Raw genomic sequence first — 22,871 nt, 5'->3', positions numbered from 1 at the left:
TGTTTCACGTTAATCTCACCGGGGTGCATAATGAAAAAAGTTTTGATGGCGGTTGCGACAGCGGCATTACTGATGGCACAAGCAGGAAGCGCGCTGGCCGATCAACTGCAGGACATCCAGAAACGCGGCGTCATTCGCATCGCCGTGCCGCAGGATTTCCCGCCGTTTGGCTCGGTTGGCACCGATCTGCAGCCGCAGGGGTATGACATCGACACGGCCAGATACCTGGCAAAGCAGATGAAACTTAAGTTGCAGCTGGTGCCGGTCAGCAGTGCCAACCGCGTGCCTTATCTGCAAACCGACAAGGTCGACCTGGTCATCTCCAGCATGGGTAAAAATGCCGAGCGGGAAAAAGTGATCGACTTCACCCGCGCCTATGCGCCGTTCTTCCTGGGCGTATTCGGGCCGAAAGGCGATGAAATCAAAGCGGCGTCTGCCCTGAGCGGCAAATCGATTGGCGTAACACGTGGTGCAGTAGAGGACATGGTGCTCAGTGACGTTGCGCCGAAAGATGCACAGGTGAAACGCTACGAAGATAACAACACTACCTTGTCTGCGTATCTCTCCGGTCAGGTGCAGTATGTGGCGACCGGCAACCTGGTGGTCGCCGCCATTGCCCGTCAGAATCCGGCTAAAGCGCCGGTGGCGCAGTTTATGCTGAAAGATTCTCCCTGCTATATCGGCCTGAAGAAAGATCAGCCGGCACTGAAAGCGAAAGTGAATGCGCTGATTGAGCAGGGCATCAAAGATGGCACCCTGAATAAACTGTCAGAAGAGTGGCTGAAAGCGCCGCTGCCCGCCAACCTCGGCGCCTGAGGAAAGATTCATGACCGGGCAACTTAACTTTCCCGCCCTGTGGCCCTACTGGCCGGAGCTGCTCTCCGGTCTTTGGGTCACCATTCAGCTGACGGTGCTGGCGACTACCGGTGGTGTGGCGCTCGGCATTGCGGGCGCGGCGCTGCGCAGTGGCAGACCCAGCTGGATGAGCCGCCTGTGGGGCATCTATGTCGAGCTGATCCGCAACACGCCGTTTGTGGTGCAACTGTTCTTTATCGTTTTCGGTCTGCCTGCGCTGGGGCTGAAACTCACTGCTGGCGAGGCGGCGCTGCTGGCGATGCTGATCAACCTCGGGGCGTATAGCACCGAGATCATTCGTGCCGGAATACAGGTGACACCCAAAGGGCAGTGGGAAGCGGGACGAGTGCTGGGATTAACCCGCAGCCAGACGTTTCTGCGGGTGGTCTTGCCGCCCGCGCTGCAGCGCATTTATCCGGCGCTGGTAAGCCAGTGCATCATCGTGATGCTGGGTTCGTCGGTGGTGTCGCAGGTCTCCTACGAGGAGCTGACCTTCGCCGCCAACCTGATCCAGTCGCGCACCTTCTTAAGTTTTGAGGTCTATCTGGTGACCACGCTGATCTACCTGGCGTTGTCGATTGCGATGCGCCATCTGCTGCTGGCGATTGGCCGTAAATGGTTTGGAGTGCAGCCATCATGATGACGACCTTTACCGACTGGGACATCCTGCGCAACCTGCTGCTGGCGGCACGCTGGACCCTGTTGCTGTCGCTGGTGGCCTTTGTCGGCGGCACGCTGGTGACGCTGCCGCTGCTGTTTATGCGCCTGCTGCAACGCAAATGGTTAACGCGCCTGGTACGCGGTTACACCGCGCTGTTTCAGGGCACGCCGCTGCTGATGCAGCTGTTCCTGGCGTTTTTCGGCGTCGGCCTGTTCGGCATTGATGTTGCACCCTGGACGGCGGCCTCGCTGGCGCTGACCTTCTACACCAGCGCCTTTCTGGTCGATATCTGGTACGGCAGCATCCGCGCCCTGCCAAAAGGCCAGTGGGAAGCGTCGCGCTGTCTCGGCCTGACCTTTGGTCAGACGCTGTGGCGGGTCATTGCGCCGCAGGCGATCCGCATCGGTATTGCCCCGACGGTGGGGTTTGCTGTCCAGGTGATCAAGGGCACCGCGCTGGCGTCAATTATCGGGTTCATCGAGCTGACCAAGGCGGGCACCATTCTGAACAACGTGACCTATCAGCCGTTTAAAGTCTTTGGGCTGGTGGCGCTGGGCTACTTCCTGATGTGTTATCCGCTGTCTCGCTACAGCCAGTATCTGGAGAAAAAATTCAATGCCGCTCATCACCATTAATCAGGTGCAAAAATATTACGGCGACAACCATGTGTTGAAAGGCGTGGATCTGGATATCGACATGGGCGAGGTGATCTCAATCATCGGTCGCAGCGGATCGGGCAAAAGCACGCTGCTGCGCTGCATGAACGGGCTGGAAGGCTATCAGGAGGGCAGCATCAAGCTCGGCGGTATGACGATTACCGATCGCGACTCGCAGGCGCGTGAAATCAGCCGCTCGGTCGGGATGGTGTTTCAGAGCTTCAACCTGTTCCCGCACATGACGGCACTGGAGAACGTGATGCTGGCGCCGCACCGGGTGCTGAAAAAAAGCGAGGCCGAGTGCCGGGCGCTGGCGGCGCAGATGCTGGAGAAGGTCGGGCTGGGCGAGCGTCTCAACTACTATCCTGCCAGCCTCTCCGGCGGTCAGCAGCAGCGCGTGGCGATCGCCCGTGCACTGGCGATGACGCCGAAAGTTTTACTCTGTGATGAGATCACCTCCGCGCTCGATCCCGAGCTGGTGGGCGAAGTGCTCAAAGTTCTGGAGCAGCTGGCGTCAGAAGGAATGACGCTGATCCTCGTCACGCATGAAATGAGCTTCGCCCGCGATGTGGGCGATCGTGTGGTCTTTATGCATCAGGGGCGCGTATGGGAGCAGGGCGACAGTAAGACGCTGTTCGCTCAGCCGCAGTCACCGGAGCTGAAGCAGTTTATCTCTTCGGTTCGCCTCTGATTCTGAAAAAGGAAATTACGATGGATATCAATCACTACCCGCAACTTAACCCGCCACAGCGTCTGCTGATGGGGCCTGGACCGATCAATGCCGATCCACGTGTGCTGCGCGCCATGTCGAGTCAGCTGCTGGGGCAGTACGATCCCGCGATGACCCACTACATGAATGAAGTGATGGCGCTCTATCGCGGCGTGTTTCGCACAGAGAACCGCTGGACACTGCTGATTGACGGCACCTCCCGCGCCGGTATCGAATCGATTCTGCTGTCATCGATCCGGCCTGGCGACAAAGTGCTGGTACCGGTGTTTGGCCGCTTTGGTCATCTGCTGTGCGAAATTGCCCGCCGCTGTCGGGCGGAAGTGCACACCATTGAAGTGCCGTGGGGCGAAGTCTTTACTCCCGACCAGATTGAAGATGCGATCAAAAAAGTGCGGCCGCGCCTGCTGCTGACCGTACAGGGCGACACCTCAACCACCATGCTGCAGCCGCTTGAGCAACTGGGTGCGATCTGCAAACAGTATGGCGTGCTGTTCTACACCGATGCCACCGCGTCGCTGGCGGGTAACGCGCTGGAAACGGACGCCTGGGGGCTTGATGCCGTATCCGCGGGGATGCAGAAATGCCTGGGCGGTCCATCGGGTACCTCGCCGATCACGCTGAGCGCAGAGATGGAAGCGGTGATCCGCAAACGCAAATGCGTAGAGCAGGGGATCCGCACCGAGGCGCATCAGGATGGCGAAGAGGAGATGATCTACTCCAACTATTTTGATCTCGGCATGATCATGGATTACTGGGGGCCGGAGCGGCTCAACCACCATACCGAAGCGACCAGTGCGCTTTTTGGCGCGCGCGAGTGCGCCCGGCTGATCCTGCAGGAGGGGCTGGACAACGGCATCGCCCGCCACAAGCTGCACGGTGAAGCATTACTCAAAGGCATTCAGGGGATGGGGCTGGAGACCTTCGGCGACCTGAAACACAAAATGAACAACGTGCTGGGCGTGATGATCCCGTCTGGCGTAAACGGCGATCAGGTGCGCAAGCTGATGCTGGAAGATTTCGGCATTGAGATTGGCACCTCGTTTGGCCCGCTGCATGGCAAGGTGTGGCGCATTGGCACCATGGGCTACAACGCGCGTAAAGATTGCGTGATGCAGACTCTCTCCGCGCTGGAAACGGTGCTGACCTATGTCGGCTATCGCACGCCGCAGGGTGCCGCGGCGCAGGCCGCCTGGGATCACTACGGGAGCCACGCATGATGATGAGCGCCAGCGAAGCCCAGGCCGCTGCACAGCGCGTTATGGCGCGCTGCGATGCGCTGGCGGCGATCAGCGAAACGGCCGAGGGGCTGACCCGCGTCTACCTCTCACCCGAACATCTGCGCGCCAATGCCTGTGTCGGTGAGTGGATGCAGGCGGCGGGGATGCAGGTGTGGCAGGATGAAGTGGGCAATATCTGTGGGCGCTACGAGGCGGCAGAAGCGGGTGCACCCGCGTTATTGCTTGGTTCGCATCTCGACACGGTGCGCAACGCCGGTCGCTATGACGGCATGCTGGGCGTGCTCAGCGCCATTGAAACCGTACAGTGGCTTAACGAAAATCAGCGCCGCTTACCGCTGGCGATTGAAGTCATTGGCTTTGGTGACGAAGAGGGCACCCGTTTTGGCATTACGCTGCTCGGCAGTCGTGGCATTACCGGCAGCTGGCCGCAAAGCTGGGTGACGCATCCTGACGGCAACGGCATTACCGTGGCGCAGGCGATGGCGGATGTCGGGCTCGACAGCGACAGGATCGCATCTGCGGCGCGGCGGGTTGAGGATATCGTCGGTTATCTTGAGCTGCACATCGAGCAGGGCCCCTGCCTGGAGCAGGAGGATCTGGCGCTCGGTGTGGTCACGGCCATCAACGGTGCGCGCCGCCTCAACTGCCGTTTCACCGGTGAAGCGGGCCATGCGGGCACGGTGCCGATGACCCACCGCAAAGATGCGCTGGCTGCCGCTGCCGAGTGGATGGTGTTTATTGAGCAGACCACCCGTGAGCAGGATCCTCAACTGGTGGCTACCGTCGGTACGATTAACTGCGCGCCGGGAGCGGTCAATGTAATCCCTGGCGAGGTATCGCTGTCGCTGGACGTGCGCGGTCCGCTGGATAACCCACTGGAGACACTGCTCTCCAGTCTGTTAACCCAGGCGGAGGCGATTGCGCTGCGGCGTGGACTCCGCTTTGAGTCGAACGAATATTATCGCATCGGTGCCACCGCCTGTGACTCCGCGCTGCAACAGGCGCTGAGTCATGCGGTGGAAACGGTGCAGGGGCGCAGCCTGTCACTGCCGAGCGGTGCGGGGCACGACGCCATCGCTATCGCTGAACGCTGGCCGGTCGGCATGCTATTTGTGCGTAACCATCGCGGTATCAGCCACCATCCGGCAGAGTCCGTGGCGGTGGCTGATGTGGCGCCCGCGCTGCAGGCTTATTTACAGGCGGTCTCGCTGATTGCTGAACGGAGCTGAACATGGAATTAGCCGCATTTAATCAGCTGTCGGCTGATGAGGCGCAGGCGGCCATCCGGCATTGTGTTGCCATTCCGCACTGGCAGCAGTCGCTGGTGGCGGCGCGGCCTTTTGACACCCTGGATGCGCTACGGGCAACCGCCGATGCGCTGGCCCGCCAGTGGCAGCGGCCTGAGCTGGAGGCCGCACTGTCGGCGCATCCCCGCATTGGCGAACGCGCGAACGGTGCGGATAAAGAAGCGGCACTTTCACGGGGAGAGCAGTCCGCCATGCAGCAGGCCGACAGCGCTTTGCAGCAGGCAATGCAGCAGGGGAATCAGGCGTATGAAACGCGTTTTGGCCGGGTGTTTCTGATTCGCGCCACAGGGCGCAGCGGCGAGCAGATGCTGGCAGAGTTGGAGCGTCGGTTGCAGAATAGCGATCCTGCCGAGCAGCAGGAGGCGCTGGATCAGCTGCGTGAAATTACCCTGTTACGCCTGAAGGAGACGATTCAATGAGTACTGTTACCACCCATATTCTGGACACGGCGCTGGGCAAACCGGCCAGCGGTGTAGCGATTTCACTTGAGCAGAACAGCCCGGAAGGGTGGTTTCCGATTTCACAGGGTGAAACCGACAGCGACGGGCGTCTGAAAGATCTGACGCCCGAGCCGCTGACGCCGGGCCACTACCGTTTAACGGCAGAAATCGGCGACTATTTTGCCGCCGCTGGTCGGGATGCACTCTACGTCAGCGCGCAGATCGATTTTATGATTGCCGAAGCGGGCAGTCATTTTCATCTGCCGTTTCTGATTTCGCCCTGGTCGTGGTCAACCTATCGCGGCAGTTAATGGGCGGTCTGACTTCCCGCCCGCCATTCACAGCGAAAAGCGATCCGCATCCTGCCAGGCCGGGAAGCGCTCGCGATAAGCATTCAGTGCGTCCAGCGACAGCTCTGCGTCCAGCCTGGCGCGCTGGTGCGGCTCAGCCCCACTGAGGATCTCGCCCTGCGGTGAAATAATCTGGCTGTCGCCGCTGTATTCATGCTGATTGCCGTCACTGCCGACGCGGTTACAGCCTGCTACATAAGCCTGATTCTCAATTGCCCGCGCCAGCAGCAGTGCCTGCCAGTGCAGTGCACGCGGTGCAGGCCAGTTGGCGACATAGAGCGCCAGATCGTAATCGTTGCGGTTGCGCGAGAAGACCGGGAAACGCAGGTCGTAACAGATTTGCGGCAGGATGCGCCAGCCGCGCCACTCAAACACCTGACGCTGTTCGCCAGGCAGATAGTGGTGATGCTCGTCCGCCATGCGGAACAGGTGGCGCTTGTCATACTGATGCAGCGTGCCGTCCGGCTCCACCAGCAGAAAGCGGTTTACCGCGCCGTGTTCGGTCTGAATCGCCGCACTGCCGCCGACCAGGGCATCGTTGCGACGTGCATGCTGATGCAGCCACTCCACCACCTGGGCCTGAGGCAGCGAGCTTTTCGCCGCTTCCATTGCAAAGCCGGTGGTAAACATCTCCGGCAGTAAAATCAGATCGCGCCCGGTGAGTCCATCCAGTTGCTCGTCAAAATGGCGCAGGTTGGCCTCGCCATCCATCCAGCTCAGCGTCTCCTGCAGTAACGTGATTTTTAAAGCTGACATAAGCGCTCCGCGGCGGCATCTAATGTCGCCGGCTGTTTGGCAAAACAGAGGCGGATCAGTTTATGAGGAAAGGCATCGGCGCAGAACACCGACAGAGGAATCGCGGCAACGCCCACTTCGCGGGTCAGCCACTGGCAGAAACTGACATCATCCAGATCGGAGACGGCGCTGTAATCGACCAGCAAAAAGTAGGTACCTTCGCAGGGAAGCACCTTAAAGCGGCTGCTGCTTAGCGCCGTTGCCAGCCGATCGCGGCGGTCGCGATAAAACGCTGGCAGCTCAAGATAGTGCTCCGGATGCTCACGCAGCATATCGGCAATCGCCAGCTGCGCCGGCGTATTCACCGAGAAGGTCAGATACTGATGCACCTTGCGCAGTTCAGCGCTGATCGCGGCAGGGGCAATGCAGTAGCCCACTTTCCAGCCGGTCATATGGAAGGTCTTACCAAACGACGACACCGCGATAGCACGCTGGCGCAGTTCGGGATGTGCCAGCACGCTGGCGTGGCCTGCCTGATCGAAGCAGATGTGCTCATAGACTTCGTCGCTCAGCACATAGACCGGCCGCGCAGCAATCGCCTGCCACAGCGCGGCGAAATCCTGCTGCTGCCAGACGGTGGCGGAAGGATTGTGCGGCGTATTCAGGATCACCAGCCGGGTTTTATCACTCAGCAGCGCAGCAAACGCCTGCCAGTCCACACGGAAAGCGGGCGGCTGCAGCGTAATGCGTTTCATCACGCCGCCCGACAACTCTACCGCAGGCGCATAGCTGTCGTAGCTGGGATCAAAGCAGATCACTTCATCGCCTGGCCGCACCAGCGCGGTAATCGCCGCATAGAGCGCTTCGGTTGCGCCTGCCGTCACCGTAATCTCCGTTTCGACATCAGGACGATAGTCATAGAGCCGCGCGGTTTTCTCTGCTATCGCCTCACGTAACGGCAGCGCACCGGTCATCGGTGCATACTGGTTCGCGCCCTGGCTGACGTGATACGCCAACCGCTGCTGCAGATAATCCGGGCCGCTAAAATCGGGAAAGCCCTGAGAGAGATTGATGGCGTTATGCTGCTGCGCCAGCGCACTCATCTGGCTGAAAATGGTGGTGCCGAGCAAAGGGAGTTTACTCTCGGGGATCAGGTTGTGCTGCGTCATGATGTCAGGCCTTAAGCGCGAAGATTGATGCGGTGTCACCCGGTGTTTGTGCCACTATAAACAGGATGATAGTATTTGGCAATCAAGACGCTTAGATGGCTAAATGCGTCATGCTCCACACCTCAGCTTCGTTAGCTTCGTTTGCTTACCCCGGTCACTGACAAGTGTCAGCTCCCGGGGATGCGCGCACTTGCTGCCTTACTGAGATGCGGATCATTTAGCATTTACATGCGTCATGCTCCGGGCGTCAGCGGCGTTGGCTGCACTTACTTACCCCGGTCACTGACGAGTGTCAGCTCCCGGCGATAAGCGCTTGCCGCCTTGCTGAGATGCGGATCATCTGGCAGGACCCGGAGAGTATGGTTCAGCAGTCGGGCACGTTTGCTAACTGTTTAAGATTTTCAACCTGTTGTAATTTTATAGCCATTATCGTTATCTGGGCTGAGCCACCCGAGATCACATTTCACCGCAAGGAACTTTTATGTCGCAGAGTCTTCCATTAGATCAGCTGGTCGCCGCCTGTCACTGGATTGGCGCGAAAGGCTGGGCACCGGCCACCGGCGGAAATATGTCGGTGCGCCGCGATGAACATGTCTGCCTGCTGAGTGAATCGGGCAAAGATAAAGGCACGCTGACGCGGGATGACTTTATCGAGGTCGATATTGCCACCAGCCAGTCGCTCTCTGGCCGTAAGCCGTCGGCAGAAACCGGTCTGCACACGATGATCTATCGACTCTTTCCCGAGGCGGGCGCGGTGCTGCATACCCACACCGTGAATGCGACTGTTCTGTCGCGGGTGGAGCAGGGCGCGGCGCTGCTGCTGCACGGCTATGAGATGCAAAAATCGTTAAGCGGCCAGCACACCCATCTGGATACGCTCGCCATTCCTGTGTTCGACAACAGCCAGGACATTGCGGCGCTGGCGTCAGAAATTGAAGATTACGCCGCCCGCTTTCCGCTGCGTTACGGCTTTCTGCTGCGCGGTCACGGCTTAACCTGCTGGGGCCGGGATGTCAGCGAAGCACGCCGTCATCTGGAAGGTCTGGAATTTTTATTTGAATGTGAACGTCAACGTCGCCTGCTGGAGAGAGCATGATTCGCGCCATTGTTACTGATATCGAAGGCACCACGAGCGATATCCGTTTTGTACATAACATCCTGTTTCCCTACGCCCGCCAGCATCTGGCGAGTTTTTTGCGTGAAAATGCGCATCAGCCCGAGGTCGCCGCAGCGCTGCAGTCGGTACGTGAGGAGGCCGGTCAGCCGCAGGCCGACCTGGATGCGGTGACAGAGATTCTGCTGGGGTTTATGGACCAGGATCGTAAATCAACCGGCCTGAAAGCGCTGCAGGGCATGATCTGGCGCGATGGCTATGTTAACGGCAGTTTTACCGGCCATCTCTATCCTGACGTCCTGCCAGCACTGAGCCGCTGGAAGGCGCAGGGCATTGAACTGTATGTATATTCCTCCGGCTCGGTTGCGGCGCAGAAATTGTTATTTGGCTACAGCGACGAAGGTGATATTACTGACCTCTTCAGCGGCTATTTTGATACGCACGTGGGTGCCAAACGCGAAGTCGCAGCCTATCGCGCTATCGCCGCTGAAATTGGTCAGCCAGCGGAGCAGCTGCTGTTTCTCTCCGATATTCATCAGGAGCTGGATGCCGCCGCTGAGGCGGGCTGGCAGACGCTGCAACTACTGCGTGGCGATGCGGACGGCGAGAGCCGCCATCGTCAGGTGACGGATTTTTCCCAGATTAACCCGGAGTCAATTTAGGATGAGCGCACTGACTATTTTTACCGACCGCGAAGCCAGCCAGCCGGTGTGGCACAGCACTGACGCGGAAGAGATTCGTGAACGCCTGAGCACCAAAGGCGTCCGTTTTGAGCGCTGGGAAGCCGATCGCGATCTGGGTGAAAATCCGGATCCCGAAACGGTGATCAACGCCTATCAGCATGCGATCGATCGGCTGGTGGCAGAGAAGGGCTATCAGAGCTGGGATGTGATCAGCATGCGCGCCGATAATCCCCAGAAAACCGTGCTGCGCGAGAAGTTTCTCTCTGAACATACACACGGCGAAGATGAGGTGCGTTTCTTTGTTGAGGGGGCCGGACTCTTTTGTCTGCACCTGGATGGCGAGATCCTGCAGATCCTCTGCGAAAAAAACGATCTGATCTCGGTACCAGCGGGAACACCACACTGGTTTGATATGGGATCGTCACCGCACTTCACGGCTATCCGTATTTTCGATAATCAGGAAGGCTGGGTAGCGAACTTTACCGGCGATAAGATTGCGGATGCCTATCCGCGTCTGGCGTAAACCGCCCGTTGTTTTCGCAAGGCGTTTACCGTGAGCGGCAAACGCCTTGCAGACCGTTATTGTGGCTGGAAAATGCCACCCTGAACCTGGTAAGGCGTGACTACCCCGGTGTCCAGTACCCAGCCGCTGATCAGGGTGGCGGGCGTGACATCAAACGCCGGGTTATAGACCTTCGCCGCTTCCGGCGCCCACTGCACGCTGCCAAAACTGCCGGCAACGCCCGTCACTTCACTGGCGGCGCGCTGCTCAATAGGAATCGCTGCGCCGTCCGGACAGCTGCGATCCAGCGTGGTATGCGGGGCCGCCACGTAAAACGGAATCTGATGATAATGGGCCAGCACCGCCAGGCTGTAGGTGCCGATTTTATTCGCCACATCGCCGTTGGCGGCAATGCGGTCAGCGCCTACCCATACGGCATCGACCTCTCCACGGGCCATCAGGCTGGCGGCCATGGAATCGGTAATCAGGGTGTAAGGAATCGCCAGCTCACCCAGCTCCCAGGCGGTTAACCGGCCGCCCTGTAATAGCGGACGGGTTTCATCAACCCAGACATTCTTAATCAGCCCCTGCTGATGGGCGCGGGCAATCACGCCAAGGGCGGTGCCCACACCGGCGGTGGCCAGTCCGCCGGTATTACAGTGGGTCAGCAGCTGGCTGCCGGGTTCCACCCGCGTACAACCCGCGTCAGCAATGGCGTCACACAGCTGCTTATCTTCCTGCACCAGCCGCCAGGCTTCTTCTGCCAGCGCGGGGGCAAAGTCCGGCTGCGCCAGCGCCAGTTTCATCCGGTCCAGATTGTTCATCAGATTGACAGCGGTAGGGCGGGCGGCGCGCAGGGTCTCCAGTGCCTGCGCCAGTTCAGCGCGCGTCTGCCCCTGTTCTGCCAGCAACGCCAGCAGCAGCGAGGCGGAAAGGCCGATCAGCGGCGCACCGCGCACCCGCAGCGCATGAATATGTTCAATCAGCTGGGGCACGCTGTGCGCGGACAGCCAGTTCTTTTGCTGCGGCAGTGCCTGCTGATCCAGAATCCAGAGCTGATTGTCACGAACCTGTAAGCTGGTGGTTTGAAGTGTCTGCATTGTGGGTGAAATCCATGTTGCGTTAATGATACCTATTGTGCCAACATGCTGAACGGATGTATAGACGTCTGAACGGCTTATTACACCCAGGTTATCCCCCTTCGATTGATGAGGAACAGGCAATGTCGCAATACCGTACCTTTACTGCTGCTGATGCTGTGGAATATGCCCGACAATTTGGCGGCGTGGACAATCCTGCCGCGCTGAGCAGCGCAGAAGAGATTGGTGATGGCAACCTCAACCTGGTGTTTAAAATTTATGACGATCAGGGCAACAGCCGGGTGGTGGTCAAGCAGGCGCTGCCCTATGTGCGCTGTGTGGGTGAGTCGTGGCCGCTGACGCTGGATCGGGCGCGGCTGGAAGCGCAGACCCTGGTCGAACACTACAAATATTGTCCGCAGCACACGGTGAAGATCACCCATTACGATGCGGAGCTGGCGGTGATGGTAATGGAAGATCTCTCCAGTCATCGCATCTGGCGCGGCGAGCTGGTGAAGGGCGCTTACTACCCGGAAGCGGCTCAGCAGTTAGGCGACTATCTGGCACAAACCCTGTTTCATACCTCCGATTTCATCCTGCATCCGCACCAGAAAAAAGCGGAAGTGGCGCGTTTTATTAATCCGGAAATGTGTGAAATCACCGAAGATCTTTTCTTTAACGATCCCTATACCGACCATGAGCGCAATAGCTATCCCGAAGCGCTTGAACCGCTGGTCGCCAGCCTGCGTAATGACGATGCACTGCGCATTGCGGTGGGCGGTCTCAAGCATCGTTTCTTTGCCCACGCTGAAGCGCTGCTGCATGGTGATATTCACAGCGGATCGATTTTCGTTGCTGATGGCAGCCTGAAAGCGATTGATGCGGAATTTGGTTATTTTGGCCCTATCGGTTTTGATGTCGGCACCGCCATCGGCAACCTGCTGATTAACTACTGCGGCGTGCCGGGTCTGCTGCCACCGCGTGAGGCCGCCGATGCACGCGAGCAGCGTCTCAGCGATGTGCACACCCTCTGGACCACCTTTGCCTCGGGCTTTCTGGCACTGGCGGCTGAGAAAACCCGTGATGAGGCGCTGGCTTATCCAGGCTATGCGGAGGCGTTTCTGCGTAAAGTATGGGCTGATACCATTGGTTACTGCGGCACCGAACTAATTCGCCGCACGGTGGGGATGTCACACGTGGCGGATATGAAGCTGATTGCCGATCCGGCGATGCGTACCGACTGCATCCGTAATGCAATTAATCTGGGACGCACGCTGATTCTGGCGGCCGATCATGTAGAAGATGTGGATGCGCTGATTGCCCGCATCCGTCAGGCGGGATAAAAAAAGCCGACGTGATGTCGGCTTTCAGGTAAATCAAAGGCTGGCTGTAAGAGTGTGCCCGCGCCGGAAACAGGGGCAGATCGGAAAGTCGCTAAAGCCATCCCTGGCTCGCTCGGCCCGCGTTGTCCTGACGCGGGACGCTTTCCTCTTCTGACCCTGTTCCTGCGCCGGTGATGCAGGCTAACGCTAACCCTATGCTGCCTCACTCGCCCGCGACGCAGCCTGAGGGGCTTTCTCTGGCACCGGCACTGCCAGCGCATCCGCCTCAAACTCATCGACGTTAATCGAACGCAGGCGGCTGGCCTCAGCACGCTGCAACACTTCAGCCTCTTTAGCATCAATCCAGCCCTGCTCCAGCGCGCGCTTCGCCAGCGCATCCAGCCGGGTAAAGGAGAGGTGCTGCTTCGTCTGTTTGCACAGCCTGTCATGGATCACTTCTGCCGCCATCACATCCTGCAACGCCTGTTCCAGCTGACCGGCAGGGTTGTGCTCGCTGGGCGTCAGGTACATGCCACGGCCCAGACGGCTGCGGGTAGCTGACGGCTGTTGCAGCAGTTTTGCCAGCTGATGGTCCAGACGGTCAGACGGAGCAGGGCAGTGATGACCGCCTGCAAAAATAGTCATCCGCAATGCGCCCGCGACCAGACGGTTCGGGAAGTTACGCAGCAGATCGTCCATCGCGACTTCCGCCTGATGTAACGCATCCTGCACGCCCCAGTGCACCAGCGGCAGATCGGCTTCGTTGCGGCCTTCATCGTCATAGCGTTTCAGCGTCGCCGAGGCGAGATAGAGCTGGCTCAGCACATCGCCCAGACGCGCCGAAATACGCTCACGACGTTTCAGGCTGCCGCCCAGCACCGCCATCGACACATCAGAGAGCAACGCCAGGTTGGCACTGATGCGGTTCAGATGCTGATAGTAACGACGGGTGCCATCGCGGGTCGGGGTGGCGCTGGTGCGTCCGGCGGTTAAGCCCAGCCACAGGCTGCGCATGGTGCTGCTGCCGACATGACCGATGTGGCTGAACAGCGCCTGATCAAACGCGTTAACATCGTTGCTGGCTGCTGCCGCCATCTCCTGCAGTACGTAAGGATGGCAGCGAATCGCACCCTGTCCGAAGATAATCATGCTGCGGGTCAGAATATTAGCGCCTTCCACCGTGATGGCGATGGGCGCACCCTGATAGGCGCGGGCCAGGAAGTTGCTGTTACCCAGCATAATGCCTTTACCGCCGGCAATATCCATGGCGTCGATAATGGCGCGCTGACCGCGATGGGTGCAGTGATATTTCACAATCGCCGACAGCACTGCCGGTTTTTCACCCTGCATAATACCGGCCGTAATCAGCGTGGCCGCCGCATCCATCACGTAGGCGTTACCGGCAATGCGCGCCAGCGGCTCTTCAATCCCTTCCATCTTACCGATTGAGACGCGGAACTGACGACGGATATGGGCATAGGCGCCTGTCGCCAGCGCCACACTTTTCAGGCTGCCGGTTGAGTTCGATGGCAGCGTAATGCCGCGACCCACAGACAGACACTCCACCAGCATCCGCCAGCCCTGACCGGCCATTTGTGGGCCGCCGATAATATAATCAATCGGCACAAAGATATTATTGCCGCGTGTCGGCCCGTTCTGGAACGGCACGTTAAGCGGGAAGTGGCGATGACCTATCTCCACGCCGGGCGTGTTGGTCGGGATCAGCGCACAGGTAATGCCAGGATTTTCGTTATCGCTGAGCAGATGATCCGGATCGGAGAGTTTAAATGCCAGCCCCAGCACGGTGGCGATCGGCGCCAGCGTAATATAACGCTTGTTCCAGGTCAGCCGCATGCCCAGCACCTGCTGACCCTGCCACTCGCCTATGCAGACCACGCCGGTATCGGGGATGGCTCCGGCATCTGAGCCCGCTTCCGGACTGGTCAGCGCAAAGCAGGGGATCTCATCGCCGCGTGCCAGCCGGGGTAAATAGTGATTTTTCTGCTCTTCAGTGCCGTAGTGTTGCAGCAGTTCGCCCGGACCTAATGAGTTAGGCACGCCTACGGTAATCGCCAGAATCCCGGAGACGCCCGACAGTTTTTGCAGCACGCAGGCCTGCGCATAGGCGGAGAAATCGAGTCCGCCATACTCTTTTTTGATAATCATCGCGAAGAAACGATGCTCTTTCAGATAAGCCCAGAGTTCCGGCGGCATATCGGCCAGCTCATGGGTGATCTGGAAATCATTGGCCATGCGGCATGCTTCTTCAACCGGACCATTGAGAAAAGCCTGCTCGTCGGCAGTCAGGCGCGGCTGCGGATAGTTGTGCAGCTTCTGCCAGTCTGGTTTGCCCTGAAACAGATCGCCTTCCCACCAGGTGGTGCCCGCATCGATCGCTTCTTTTTCGGTGCGTGACATCGGCGGCATCACCTGCTGGAAGCGCTGAAACATCGGCTTTGAAAACAGGCTGCGGCGCAGTGACGGCAGGTTGAACGGCAGCAGGATGATCGCCAGCGGCAACAGTAACCATGGCGTCCAGAGGTGAGCAAAAGCCATCGCAGCAGTCCACAGCAGCAGAATCGCGCTGCTGAGCCGCAACGACAGGCGGTGGTAGAACAGGGCGCCAATCAGCGCCACCGTGGCAAGTATCGAGACAACCATCATAATGAACCGCTCCAAGTAGTAAGAGGTCTGACCTGTTATGTAGAGAGGTTTAGAGCAGTTGGGTTGATTTATCAATTTGTTTACATCGCAATTACAACCTGCCTCACAAAAACCGATTTCGGTCCATTTTTGCATCACCTGCTGCAGCGATAATCACCGCCACTGCCTGGCCAGCCATGGCATGACGCTTTGCGCTGACCGGCCATTCCGTTAAACTTGCTGCGATTAAACTCTCCTAAAAAAGGACATCCCTATGTACCAGGACATTATCCGCTCTGAGCTTAATGAAGCTGCTGATACGCTGAATAAATTCCTCAGCGACGAGGCCAATATCCATGCGATCCAGCGTGCGGCGGTGCTGCTGGCTGACAGCTTTAAGGCGGGCGGCAAGGTGCTTTCCTGCGGTAACGGCGGTTCACATTGCGATGCGATGCATTTCGCTGAAGAGCTGACCGGTCGCTACCGCGAAAATCGTCCTGGCTATCCGGCGATTGCCATCTCTGATGTCAGCCATCTCTCCTGCGTCAGTAATGATTTTGGTTATGACTATGTCTTTTCACGCTATGTGGAAGCGGTAGGGCGTCCGGGCGATGTGCTGCTAGGCCTCTCAACTTCCGGTAACTCTGCCAATATCATTAAAGCGATTGAAGCTGCCCGTGCGCAGGGGATGAAAGTGATCACCCTGACCGGTAAAGATGGCGGTAAGATGGCAGGCAGTGCCGACATTGAAATCCGGGTGCCACACTTTGGTTATGCCGATCGCATCCAGGAGATCCACATTAAAGTGATCCACATCCTGATGCTGCTGATCGAAAAAGAGATGGTGAAGTAACTGCGCTGGCCTCCCGCCTGACGGGAGGCCGCTTACTCTAAGGCGGTGGCTATGTGCGAATTGCTCGGGATGAGCGCCAATGTTCCCACGGATATCTGTTTCAGCTTTACCGGTCTGGTTCAGCGTGGCGGCGGAACCGGGCCTCACAAAGATGGCTGGGGCATTACCTTCTACGAAGATAAAGGTTGTCGTACGTTTAAAGATCCGCTGCCGAGCTTTAACTCGCCGATTGCGCGTCTGGTGCAGGAGTATCCGATCAAATCGCATTCGGTGGTGGCGCACATCCGCCAGGCGAATCGCGGGCAGGTGTCGCTGGAAAATACCCACCCGTTTACCCGTGAGTTGTGGGGCCGTAACTGGACCTATGCGCACAACGGGCAGCTCAGGGGCTATCGGCAGCTGGAGACCGGCACATTCCGGCCAGTAGGCGAAACGGACAGCGAGAAGGCGTTCTGCTGGATCCTGCATCAGCTGGCGACGCGCTATCCACGTACGCCAGGCAACTGGCCTGCGGTATTCCGTTTTATCGGGGAGCTTGCCGGCACGTTGCGGCAGAAGGGCGTGTTTAACATGCTGCTGTCAGACGGCCGTTATCTGATGGCCTTTTGCTCCACCAATCTTTACTGGATCACCCGTCGCGCACCCTTTGGCCGGGCGCAGTTACTGGATCAGGATGTGGAGGTCGATTTTCAGCAGCACACCACGCCGCATGACGTGGTGACGGTGATTGCTACGCAGCCACTGACGGCCAATGAAACCTGGCAGCGGATCGTGCCAGGTGAATGGGCGTTATTCTGCCTTGGAGAGCGCCAGGAATGAACGTGAAGCCGCTTCGGGACTGGCTAAAACCGGTGCCGGGCTGCTGTTCATCACATACTTACCGCTGGCGACATTAACCATCGGCGGCTGATGATATTTGGCAAAGTAAGCATATCCCGGCTGCAGCTGCTGCCAGAAACTGGCATAGGTGGAGTAGCGGTGACGCTGCATATTGCTGTCGGTCATGCGGAATGGATAGATGCTGATGCTGATATCCTGCTGGCCGTTACGCAGTGCGGCATTCACATAGGTAAAAATCTCATCCATATAGGCGTTAGTCATGGCATAGCAGCCAATCGACTTACAGTCGCCATGAATCATCAGGTAATTGCCGCTGTAGCCCTGATTACGATCGTACTGATTCGGAAAGCCGATGTTGATCGCGCGATAAAACCGGCTATCCGGCTTCAGCTGATTCAGCTTCACGTTGTAAAAACCTTCCGGGCTTTTGAAATCGCCTTCACGGCGTTTCGGGCCAAGGCCGCCAGAAAAGTTACAGATGCGGTAGGTGTCCAGCAGGCGGTATTCGTTACCGATTTTGCCGTAGAGTTCGAGCGTGCGTTCTTCCTTGAAGATCTGGATATAGACCGGGGTGCCAAGTAACTGCTTCTTTAATTCTTTGCTGACCGGTGCCGTTGAGACGGGTTCGGGTGTCATTGCCATGCTGAGGGCTGGCAGTAAAATCATCGCAAACAGGAGTGCGATTTTGCCCATGCTGTGTGTACCTTGAGGTGAAGAGAACATGACGCAAAATGTGCGTCTCTGTTTGCATTATCGGAACTGTCCGCTACCGCAGCGCAACATTAAACATTGTCTGTTTTTTTAGCAAGACGGCGTCAGCCAAATTCGCGATTTACTGAAGGATATTCGGCCAGAAATTTGTAAACTTTAATCGTCAGCGCGACAAATATTGCAGTTACCCCTGCCAACTGTATACTTATCCAGTGCCGGAGGGGGTATGCGTAAAATCATTCATGTCGATATGGACTGCTTCTATGCCGCGGTGGAGATGCGTGATAATCCCCAGCTGCGCGACATCCCGATCGCCATTGGTGGCAGCCGCGAACGTCGCGGCGTGATCAGCACCGCCAACTATCCGGCGCGCAAATTTGGCGTGCGCAGCGCGATGCCAACCGGCATGGCCCTCAAGTTATGCCCGCATCTGCGTCTGCTGCCAGGACGCTTTGACGCCTATAAAGAAGCCTCCGCGCAGATCCGCGACATCTTTACCCGCTATACGCCGCTGATTGAACCGCTCTCCCTTGATGAAGCTTACCTGGATGTCACCGACAGCCCCCACTGTCACGGCTCTGCCACGCTGATGGCGCAGGCGATCCGTGCCACCATCTACCGTGAAACCGGGCTTACCGCCTCAGCGGGCATCGCCCCGATTAAATTTCTGGCGAAGATCGCCTCTGACCTCAATAAGCCGGACGGGCAGTTCGTGATTACCCCGCCGGAGATGTCCGGTTTTCTGCTGACCCTGCCGCTGGCGAAAATCCCTGGCGTCGGCAAGGTCTCGGCCAAAAAGCTGGAAGAGATGGGGCTGGTGACCTGTGGCGACGTGCAGAAGGCGGACTTAGCGCTGCTGTTAAAGCGCTTTGGCAAGTTTGGCCGGGTGCTGTGGGAGCGCAGCAATGGCATTGATGACCGCAGCGTGATCGTTGAGCGCGAGCGTAAATCGCTGGGGGTTGAACGGACGCTGGCGGAAGATATCAGCGACTGGGATGCCTGCCTGGAAATTATCGATTTTCTCTACGCCGAACTGGAACGCCGGCTGACGCAGATCCGACCTGACAAGCAGGTGGCGCGACAGGGCGTCAAACTGAAGTTCAGTGATTTTCAGCAGACGACCCAGGAGCATATCTGGCCGGTGCTGAATAAAGAGGACATGATTGCCATCGCCCGTAAAACCTGGGATGAGCGTCGTGCCGGGCGCGGCGTGCGGCTGGTGGGATTACATGTGACTATGGTGGATCCCCAGCTGGAGCGTCAGCTGCTGCTGGGTCTGTAACCGTCAGCCTCACCGACCGGCAAGGCTGACATCCGATTACTTCTTATATTTCGCCGCCAGGGTCGCAAACCACGGGGCAACGAAATCCTCATTGCTGCCCCAGCCCGGAATGATCTTGTTCAGTGACGCGACGTTCACCGCGCCAGGCTGGCTGTTAAGCTGCTGCTGAGAGATCGATGCCGCTTTAAACTGATAAGTCGCTGGCGTCTCTTCACCGGCAATTTTCTTCGCCACCAGACGCATATTCACCGCGCCAATAGTTTTAGGATCCACCGCTACCGTCTGCACCCACGGGCTGTTTTTCTCGCGCATCAGCTGCAAATCCTGGTTCGAAACATCAATGCTGTAGAGCTTGATCTCGGTACGGCCATTCTCCTGCAGCGCTTTGTAAGCGCCCTGGCTGAAGGCGTCCCAGGCACCCCAGATGGCGTCGATTTTGCCTTTCGGGTATTTCGCCAGAATCGCGCCAATTTTATTGGCGGTGTCGCCCTGAACGTCAGTTGAAACCGCACCAATCGACTCAAGCTGATGAATGCCCGGATTCTCTTTCAGCAGTTTTTCATACACCACCTGACGGCGTTCCATCGGCGGGAAACCGGCAACCCATAGCTTGACGATGTTCGCCTTGCCGTTGAAATCATGGATGAGCTGGCCCAGCGACAGCTGCGCCAGTGAAGCGTCATCCTGCGCGGTGACGGTGACGCCCGGGATCGGGCTATCCACCGGCGTATCAAACACCGACAGCTTAATGCCTGCATCGGCAATGCGCTTCACCAGTCCGCTGGCGTAGGGCGCTTTACCGTGCGACAGCACGATGCCGTCATATTTCTGGCTGATCGCCTGATTCACGAAATCCTGGAAGCGCGCATCGTCGCCATTGCTGAGAAAGGTGCTGACCTTGAAGCCAAGCTGGCGACCCTGCTGAATGGCACCGGCAACAAACTGGGTGGTGTTGTCATCGGAGCCGAGATTGCGGATTACCGCAATACGGATCGGGCCATCATGACTGGCGATAGCCGCAGGCACCGGCGTGACGGTATCCGCGAAGGCGGCGCTGGCGTTCAGCAGGCTCAGGGCCAGCAGCGAGAGTGTTATTTTTTGCATTGTTATCAACTCCGGTAAACGCGCCTCAGCGGCGCTGGATATAGGTGATCGCCAGTGCTAAAGCCAGCACCAGCCCTTTAATAATGTCCATGGCGTAATAGGGAACAGAGAGCATCACCAGACCGTTCTGCAGCACGCCGAGGATCACCGCGCCGACCAGCGTGCCCAGTGCATTCGGCTTGCCGGAACCCGCCAGTGAGAAGCCGATCCACGCCGCCGCGACCGCGTCCATCAGGTAGCCGCTACCGGCATTCACCTGCGAGGAGCCGATACGCGAGGCGAGCAGAATGCCGCCCAGGCCGGCCAGCAGTGAGGCGATCACATAAGCCAGCACCCGATAGCGGGTGGTGCGGATGCCGGAGAGGCGCGCCGCTTCCGGATTGCCGCCCAGCGCATACATCCGGCGACCATGTTTAGTCAGTGAGAGCGCCAGCTGCGCGGCGACGGTGACGACCAGCATGATGATGACGATGGTGGGCACCTGGCCGAGCAGGCCAAACGCCGCCGGAATGGTGCCTTCCGCCATATCGCCGCTCGGCAGCACCATGTTCTCGGTGATCGATCCGCCAAAGCTGTAGGTCATCGCCACACCCTGAATCACGAACAATGTCGCCAGCGTTGCCAGCATGTCGGGAATGCGCAGGATCACAATCAGAAAGGCGTTAAACAGCCCGACCAGGGTGCAGAGCGCCAGGGTGAGCAGGATGGCGGTGGTAGTGCCGAAGCCGTACCAGACAAACAGTGAAATCACCAGTGCATTGGCCAGCGAGGCGGTCGATCCGACCGACAGATCAAAGCCGCCAACGGTCAGCGAGATCGAGACGCCGATCGCAATCACCGTGACAATGGCAATTGAGCGCAGAATATTGATGATGTTGTTGGGTTCAAGGAAGCTGTCGGAGGCGAGACCAAAGGCGGCGATCAGGATCACCACCGTGAGCAACATGCCCCATTTATAGAGAAAGTCGAACAACTGGTGACGCCACGGCGAGGCTGTCAGATTCAGGCTGGTTTCTTTGCTGCTCACGCAGGGGTTCCTCCGGTGGAATAGAGCAAAAGCGTCTCTTCGGTGACGTCGCGTGCAGCCAGTTCGGCCACAATGCGTCCATCCCAGAGCACGCAAATCCGGTCGCATAAACCGACCAGTTCAGAAAACTCTCCCGACGCGTAAATGATGCCTTTCCCCTCGCGCGCCAGGTTATCGATCAGGGTGAAGAGTTCGGTTTTGGCTTTGATATCGACGCCTTTCGTCGGCTCATCGAAAATCAGCACGTCGGCGTTGTTGCGCAGCCATTTGCCTATCGCCACTTTCTGTTGATTGCCGCCGGAGAGACGGCGCAGCGTCTGTGCCGGACCGGTGGTGCGCACCTGCAACTGCTGGATAACCTGCTCCGCCCAGCGCCACGCCTGGCGATGGCCAAACAGGCTCCAGCGCGAAAAGCTGTCGTCTGCGCTGACGCTGAGGTTCATTGCCACCGACTCATCAATAAAGATCCCCTCTTTGCGCCGCTCCTCCGGCACCAGCGCCATGCGGCGACTGACGGAGTCATGCGGCGAACGGGGCTGCCACGGCTGGCCATGCAGTTCACCGCGACTGACGCGGCTTTTGCTGGCACCAAACAGCGCCTTACAGAGTTCGGTTTTACCGGCACCGGCCAGGCCTGCAATGCCCAGAATTTCCCCTTTGTGCAATCGTAGCGAGATATCCTGCAGCAGTTGCTCATCATGAAGACCGTCAATCGCCAGCAGCAGCGGCTGAGTCTGCTGCGCACGACGGGCCGGGAAGATATCGGTGAGCTGATGCCCCAGCATCTTCTCCACGATCTGCTCACCGCTCAGTGCCGCCATCGGGCCGGTTTCGATCAACCGGCCATCACGCAGCACCGTCAGCTGGTCACAGATTGCTTTCAGTTCATGAATGCGGTGAGAGATAAACACCACGCCGATGCCGCTGGCCTGCAGGCGACGCACCACAGCAAACAGCCGCTCACTTTCATGCTGATCCAGCGGGGCAGTGGGTTCATCCAGAATCAGAAAGCGGCAGTGGTGCGACAGCGCGCGCGCCAGCAGAATTTGCTGCTTTTCAGCCAGGGTGCAGCGCTCCACCAGCCGGTTGACGTCCAGCGCCACGTCGAGCTGAGCCAGCAGCGCCCGCGCCTGACGCCGAACCTCGCCCCAGCGATAGCGGTGGCCAGGCTCTGCCAGCCGATCCAGCAGAATGTTTTCCGCGACGCTGAGCTGCGGCACCAGCGCCACGTCCACTTCCTGCTGAACCAGATGGATACCCAGCCGTTTCGCATCACGCGGCGTACGGATGGAGACCGGCTCACCATCCAGCAGGATCTCGCCGCTGTAGTGGCTGTGCGCACCGGAAAGGATCGCCATCAGTGTTGACTTGCCCGCGCCGTTAGCGCCGGTCAGAGCATGTACTGAATGGCCGTCACTGCGGAAATCCACCGACGATAGCGCGGCAAACCCGCCAAAAGCGATGGAGATGTTACGCATCTCAAGGCAGTTTAACCCTGGCATGTCATTACTCTCCTGAAGAATCACTGGCCGCATTTTTTCCTGAACCTTCAGGCGCGGCAACAGCCGAA

Annotated in this window: 23 protein-coding genes; 15 read left to right on the top strand and 8 right to left on the bottom strand. The window is 58.4% G+C overall.

Going from position 1 to position 22,871, the window contains the following annotated elements:
- The first annotated feature begins 30 nt into the window (after positions 1 to 30).
- Genes AFL22_RS20150 through uraH form a run of 8 tightly spaced genes read left to right on the top strand, consistent with a single transcriptional unit; the run spans position 31 to position 6,198 of the window.
- A complete protein-coding gene (locus AFL22_RS20150; RefSeq protein ID WP_010255154.1) occupies positions 31 to 816 on the top strand; it encodes a transporter substrate-binding domain-containing protein in 786 nt (261 codons plus the stop codon).
- Positions 817 to 826: 10 nt separating this feature from the next.
- Entirely contained in the window at positions 827 to 1,495 is a 669-nt protein-coding gene (locus AFL22_RS20145) for an amino acid ABC transporter permease (protein ID WP_010255155.1), read from the top strand.
- Positions 1,495 to 2,151 (top strand): amino acid ABC transporter permease, encoded by a 657-nt coding sequence (locus AFL22_RS20140; protein WP_010255156.1) that lies wholly within the window; start codon positions 1,495 to 1,497, stop codon positions 2,149 to 2,151. Before AFL22_RS20145 ends, AFL22_RS20140 begins: the two co-directional genes overlap by 1 nt.
- Positions 2,132 to 2,863 carry an amino acid ABC transporter ATP-binding protein gene (locus tag AFL22_RS20135; RefSeq protein WP_052272055.1) on the top strand — a complete coding sequence of 244 codons (732 nt, stop codon included), beginning with the start codon at positions 2,132 to 2,134 and terminating at the stop codon, positions 2,861 to 2,863. The genes AFL22_RS20140 and AFL22_RS20135 overlap by 20 nt, the downstream gene beginning before the upstream one ends.
- A gap of 20 nt (positions 2,864 to 2,883) precedes the next feature.
- Positions 2,884 to 4,119 carry an alanine--glyoxylate aminotransferase family protein gene (locus AFL22_RS20130; protein WP_010671148.1) on the top strand — a complete coding sequence of 412 codons (1,236 nt, stop codon included), beginning with the start codon at positions 2,884 to 2,886 and terminating at the stop codon, positions 4,117 to 4,119.
- Entirely contained in the window at positions 4,116 to 5,369 is a 1,254-nt protein-coding gene (gene hpxK, locus AFL22_RS20125; protein WP_022625186.1) for an allantoate amidohydrolase, read from the top strand. The genes AFL22_RS20130 and hpxK overlap by 4 nt, the downstream gene beginning before the upstream one ends.
- 2 nt (positions 5,370 to 5,371) lie before the next feature.
- Positions 5,372 to 5,866, top strand: a complete 495-nt coding sequence (gene uraD / locus AFL22_RS20120) for a 2-oxo-4-hydroxy-4-carboxy-5-ureidoimidazoline decarboxylase (RefSeq protein ID WP_052272054.1) — start codon at positions 5,372 to 5,374, stop codon at positions 5,864 to 5,866.
- Entirely contained in the window at positions 5,863 to 6,198 is a 336-nt protein-coding gene (gene uraH, locus AFL22_RS20115; RefSeq protein ID WP_010671151.1) for a hydroxyisourate hydrolase, read from the top strand. Before uraD ends, uraH begins: the two co-directional genes overlap by 4 nt.
- Positions 6,199 to 6,225: 27 nt before the next feature.
- Here the strand turns inward: uraH and AFL22_RS20110 are convergent, their stop codons facing one another.
- Both AFL22_RS20110 and AFL22_RS20105 read right to left on the bottom strand, forming a co-directional pair.
- Positions 6,226 to 6,993 (bottom strand): amidohydrolase, encoded by a 768-nt coding sequence (locus AFL22_RS20110; RefSeq protein WP_052272053.1) that lies wholly within the window; start codon positions 6,991 to 6,993, stop codon positions 6,226 to 6,228.
- Positions 6,981 to 8,141: a pyridoxal phosphate-dependent aminotransferase gene (locus tag AFL22_RS20105; RefSeq protein ID WP_033771023.1), complete on the bottom strand. Its 1,161-nt coding sequence runs from the start codon at positions 8,139 to 8,141 to the stop codon at positions 6,981 to 6,983. The genes AFL22_RS20110 and AFL22_RS20105 overlap by 13 nt, the downstream gene beginning before the upstream one ends.
- Before the next feature lie 481 nt (positions 8,142 to 8,622).
- On the opposite strand from AFL22_RS20105, the gene AFL22_RS20100 reads away from it, so the two are divergent.
- Genes AFL22_RS20100 through AFL22_RS20090 form a run of 3 tightly spaced genes read left to right on the top strand, consistent with a single transcriptional unit; the run spans position 8,623 to position 10,461 of the window.
- The gene (locus tag AFL22_RS20100) at positions 8,623 to 9,237 is read left to right on the top strand and encodes a methylthioribulose 1-phosphate dehydratase (protein WP_010255165.1); all 615 of its coding nucleotides are present in this window, start codon (positions 8,623 to 8,625) and stop codon (positions 9,235 to 9,237) included.
- On the top strand, positions 9,234 to 9,917 hold the full coding sequence (mtnC, locus tag AFL22_RS20095; RefSeq protein ID WP_033756691.1) for an acireductone synthase: 684 nt from the start codon (positions 9,234 to 9,236) through the stop codon (positions 9,915 to 9,917). The genes AFL22_RS20100 and mtnC overlap by 4 nt, the downstream gene beginning before the upstream one ends.
- Before the next feature lies 1 nt (position 9,918).
- Positions 9,919 to 10,461 (top strand): acireductone dioxygenase, encoded by a 543-nt coding sequence (locus AFL22_RS20090; RefSeq protein ID WP_010671156.1) that lies wholly within the window; start codon positions 9,919 to 9,921, stop codon positions 10,459 to 10,461.
- Between the two features lie 56 nt (positions 10,462 to 10,517).
- Here the strand turns inward: AFL22_RS20090 and mtnA are convergent, their stop codons facing one another.
- The gene (mtnA, locus tag AFL22_RS20085; protein WP_052272052.1) at positions 10,518 to 11,540 is read right to left on the bottom strand and encodes an S-methyl-5-thioribose-1-phosphate isomerase; all 1,023 of its coding nucleotides are present in this window, start codon (positions 11,538 to 11,540) and stop codon (positions 10,518 to 10,520) included.
- Between the two features lie 122 nt (positions 11,541 to 11,662).
- Between mtnA and mtnK the strand changes: the two genes are divergently transcribed.
- Entirely contained in the window at positions 11,663 to 12,862 is a 1,200-nt protein-coding gene (gene mtnK, locus AFL22_RS20080; RefSeq protein ID WP_033756697.1) for an S-methyl-5-thioribose kinase, read from the top strand.
- Positions 12,863 to 13,054: 192 nt separating this feature from the next.
- On the opposite strand, the gene fadE is transcribed toward mtnK, so the two are convergent.
- Entirely contained in the window at positions 13,055 to 15,505 is a 2,451-nt protein-coding gene (gene fadE, locus AFL22_RS20075) for an acyl-CoA dehydrogenase FadE (protein WP_052272051.1), read from the bottom strand.
- Between the two features lie 253 nt (positions 15,506 to 15,758).
- Here fadE and lpcA point away from each other — a divergent pair, with 253 nt between their 5' ends.
- Positions 15,759 to 16,337: a D-sedoheptulose 7-phosphate isomerase gene (lpcA, locus tag AFL22_RS20070; RefSeq protein ID WP_010255178.1), complete on the top strand. Its 579-nt coding sequence runs from the start codon at positions 15,759 to 15,761 to the stop codon at positions 16,335 to 16,337.
- 51 nt (positions 16,338 to 16,388) lie between these two features.
- Positions 16,389 to 17,156 (top strand): class II glutamine amidotransferase, encoded by a 768-nt coding sequence (locus AFL22_RS20065; protein ID WP_010255181.1) that lies wholly within the window; start codon positions 16,389 to 16,391, stop codon positions 17,154 to 17,156.
- On the opposite strand, the gene dpaA is transcribed toward AFL22_RS20065, so the two are convergent.
- Positions 17,127 to 17,870 (bottom strand): peptidoglycan meso-diaminopimelic acid protein amidase, encoded by a 744-nt coding sequence (gene dpaA / locus AFL22_RS20060; protein WP_010255183.1) that lies wholly within the window; start codon positions 17,868 to 17,870, stop codon positions 17,127 to 17,129. The two genes, AFL22_RS20065 and dpaA, sit on opposite strands and share 30 nt — an antisense overlap.
- Positions 17,871 to 18,114: 244 nt before the next feature.
- Between dpaA and dinB the strand changes: the two genes are divergently transcribed.
- Positions 18,115 to 19,170, top strand: a complete 1,056-nt coding sequence (gene dinB / locus AFL22_RS20055) for a DNA polymerase IV (protein WP_010255185.1) — start codon at positions 18,115 to 18,117, stop codon at positions 19,168 to 19,170.
- Between the two features lie 36 nt (positions 19,171 to 19,206).
- Here the strand turns inward: dinB and AFL22_RS20050 are convergent, their stop codons facing one another.
- From AFL22_RS20050 to AFL22_RS20040, 3 genes are read right to left on the bottom strand one after another with little or no spacing between them, the layout of a single operon-like run.
- Positions 19,207 to 20,274 carry a sugar ABC transporter substrate-binding protein gene (locus tag AFL22_RS20050; protein ID WP_010255186.1) on the bottom strand — a complete coding sequence of 356 codons (1,068 nt, stop codon included), beginning with the start codon at positions 20,272 to 20,274 and terminating at the stop codon, positions 19,207 to 19,209.
- Positions 20,275 to 20,299: 25 nt separating this feature from the next.
- Positions 20,300 to 21,301, bottom strand: coding sequence for an ABC transporter permease (locus AFL22_RS20045; RefSeq protein WP_010671160.1), 1,002 nt, complete (start codon positions 21,299 to 21,301; stop codon positions 20,300 to 20,302).
- A complete protein-coding gene (locus tag AFL22_RS20040; RefSeq protein WP_031292786.1) occupies positions 21,298 to 22,803 on the bottom strand; it encodes a sugar ABC transporter ATP-binding protein in 1,506 nt (501 codons plus the stop codon). Before AFL22_RS20040 ends, AFL22_RS20045 begins: the two co-directional genes overlap by 4 nt.
- Positions 22,804 to 22,871: the final 68 nt, after the last annotated feature.

Origin of the sequence: Pantoea sp. CFSAN033090 (genome assembly GCF_001264395.1) — a bacterium.
In the GTDB taxonomy this organism is placed as follows: domain Bacteria; phylum Pseudomonadota; class Gammaproteobacteria; order Enterobacterales; family Enterobacteriaceae; genus Pantoea; species Pantoea agglomerans.
The sequence above is the reverse complement of the archived record's forward strand: the minus strand, read 5'-3'. Positions and strand labels throughout refer to the sequence as shown.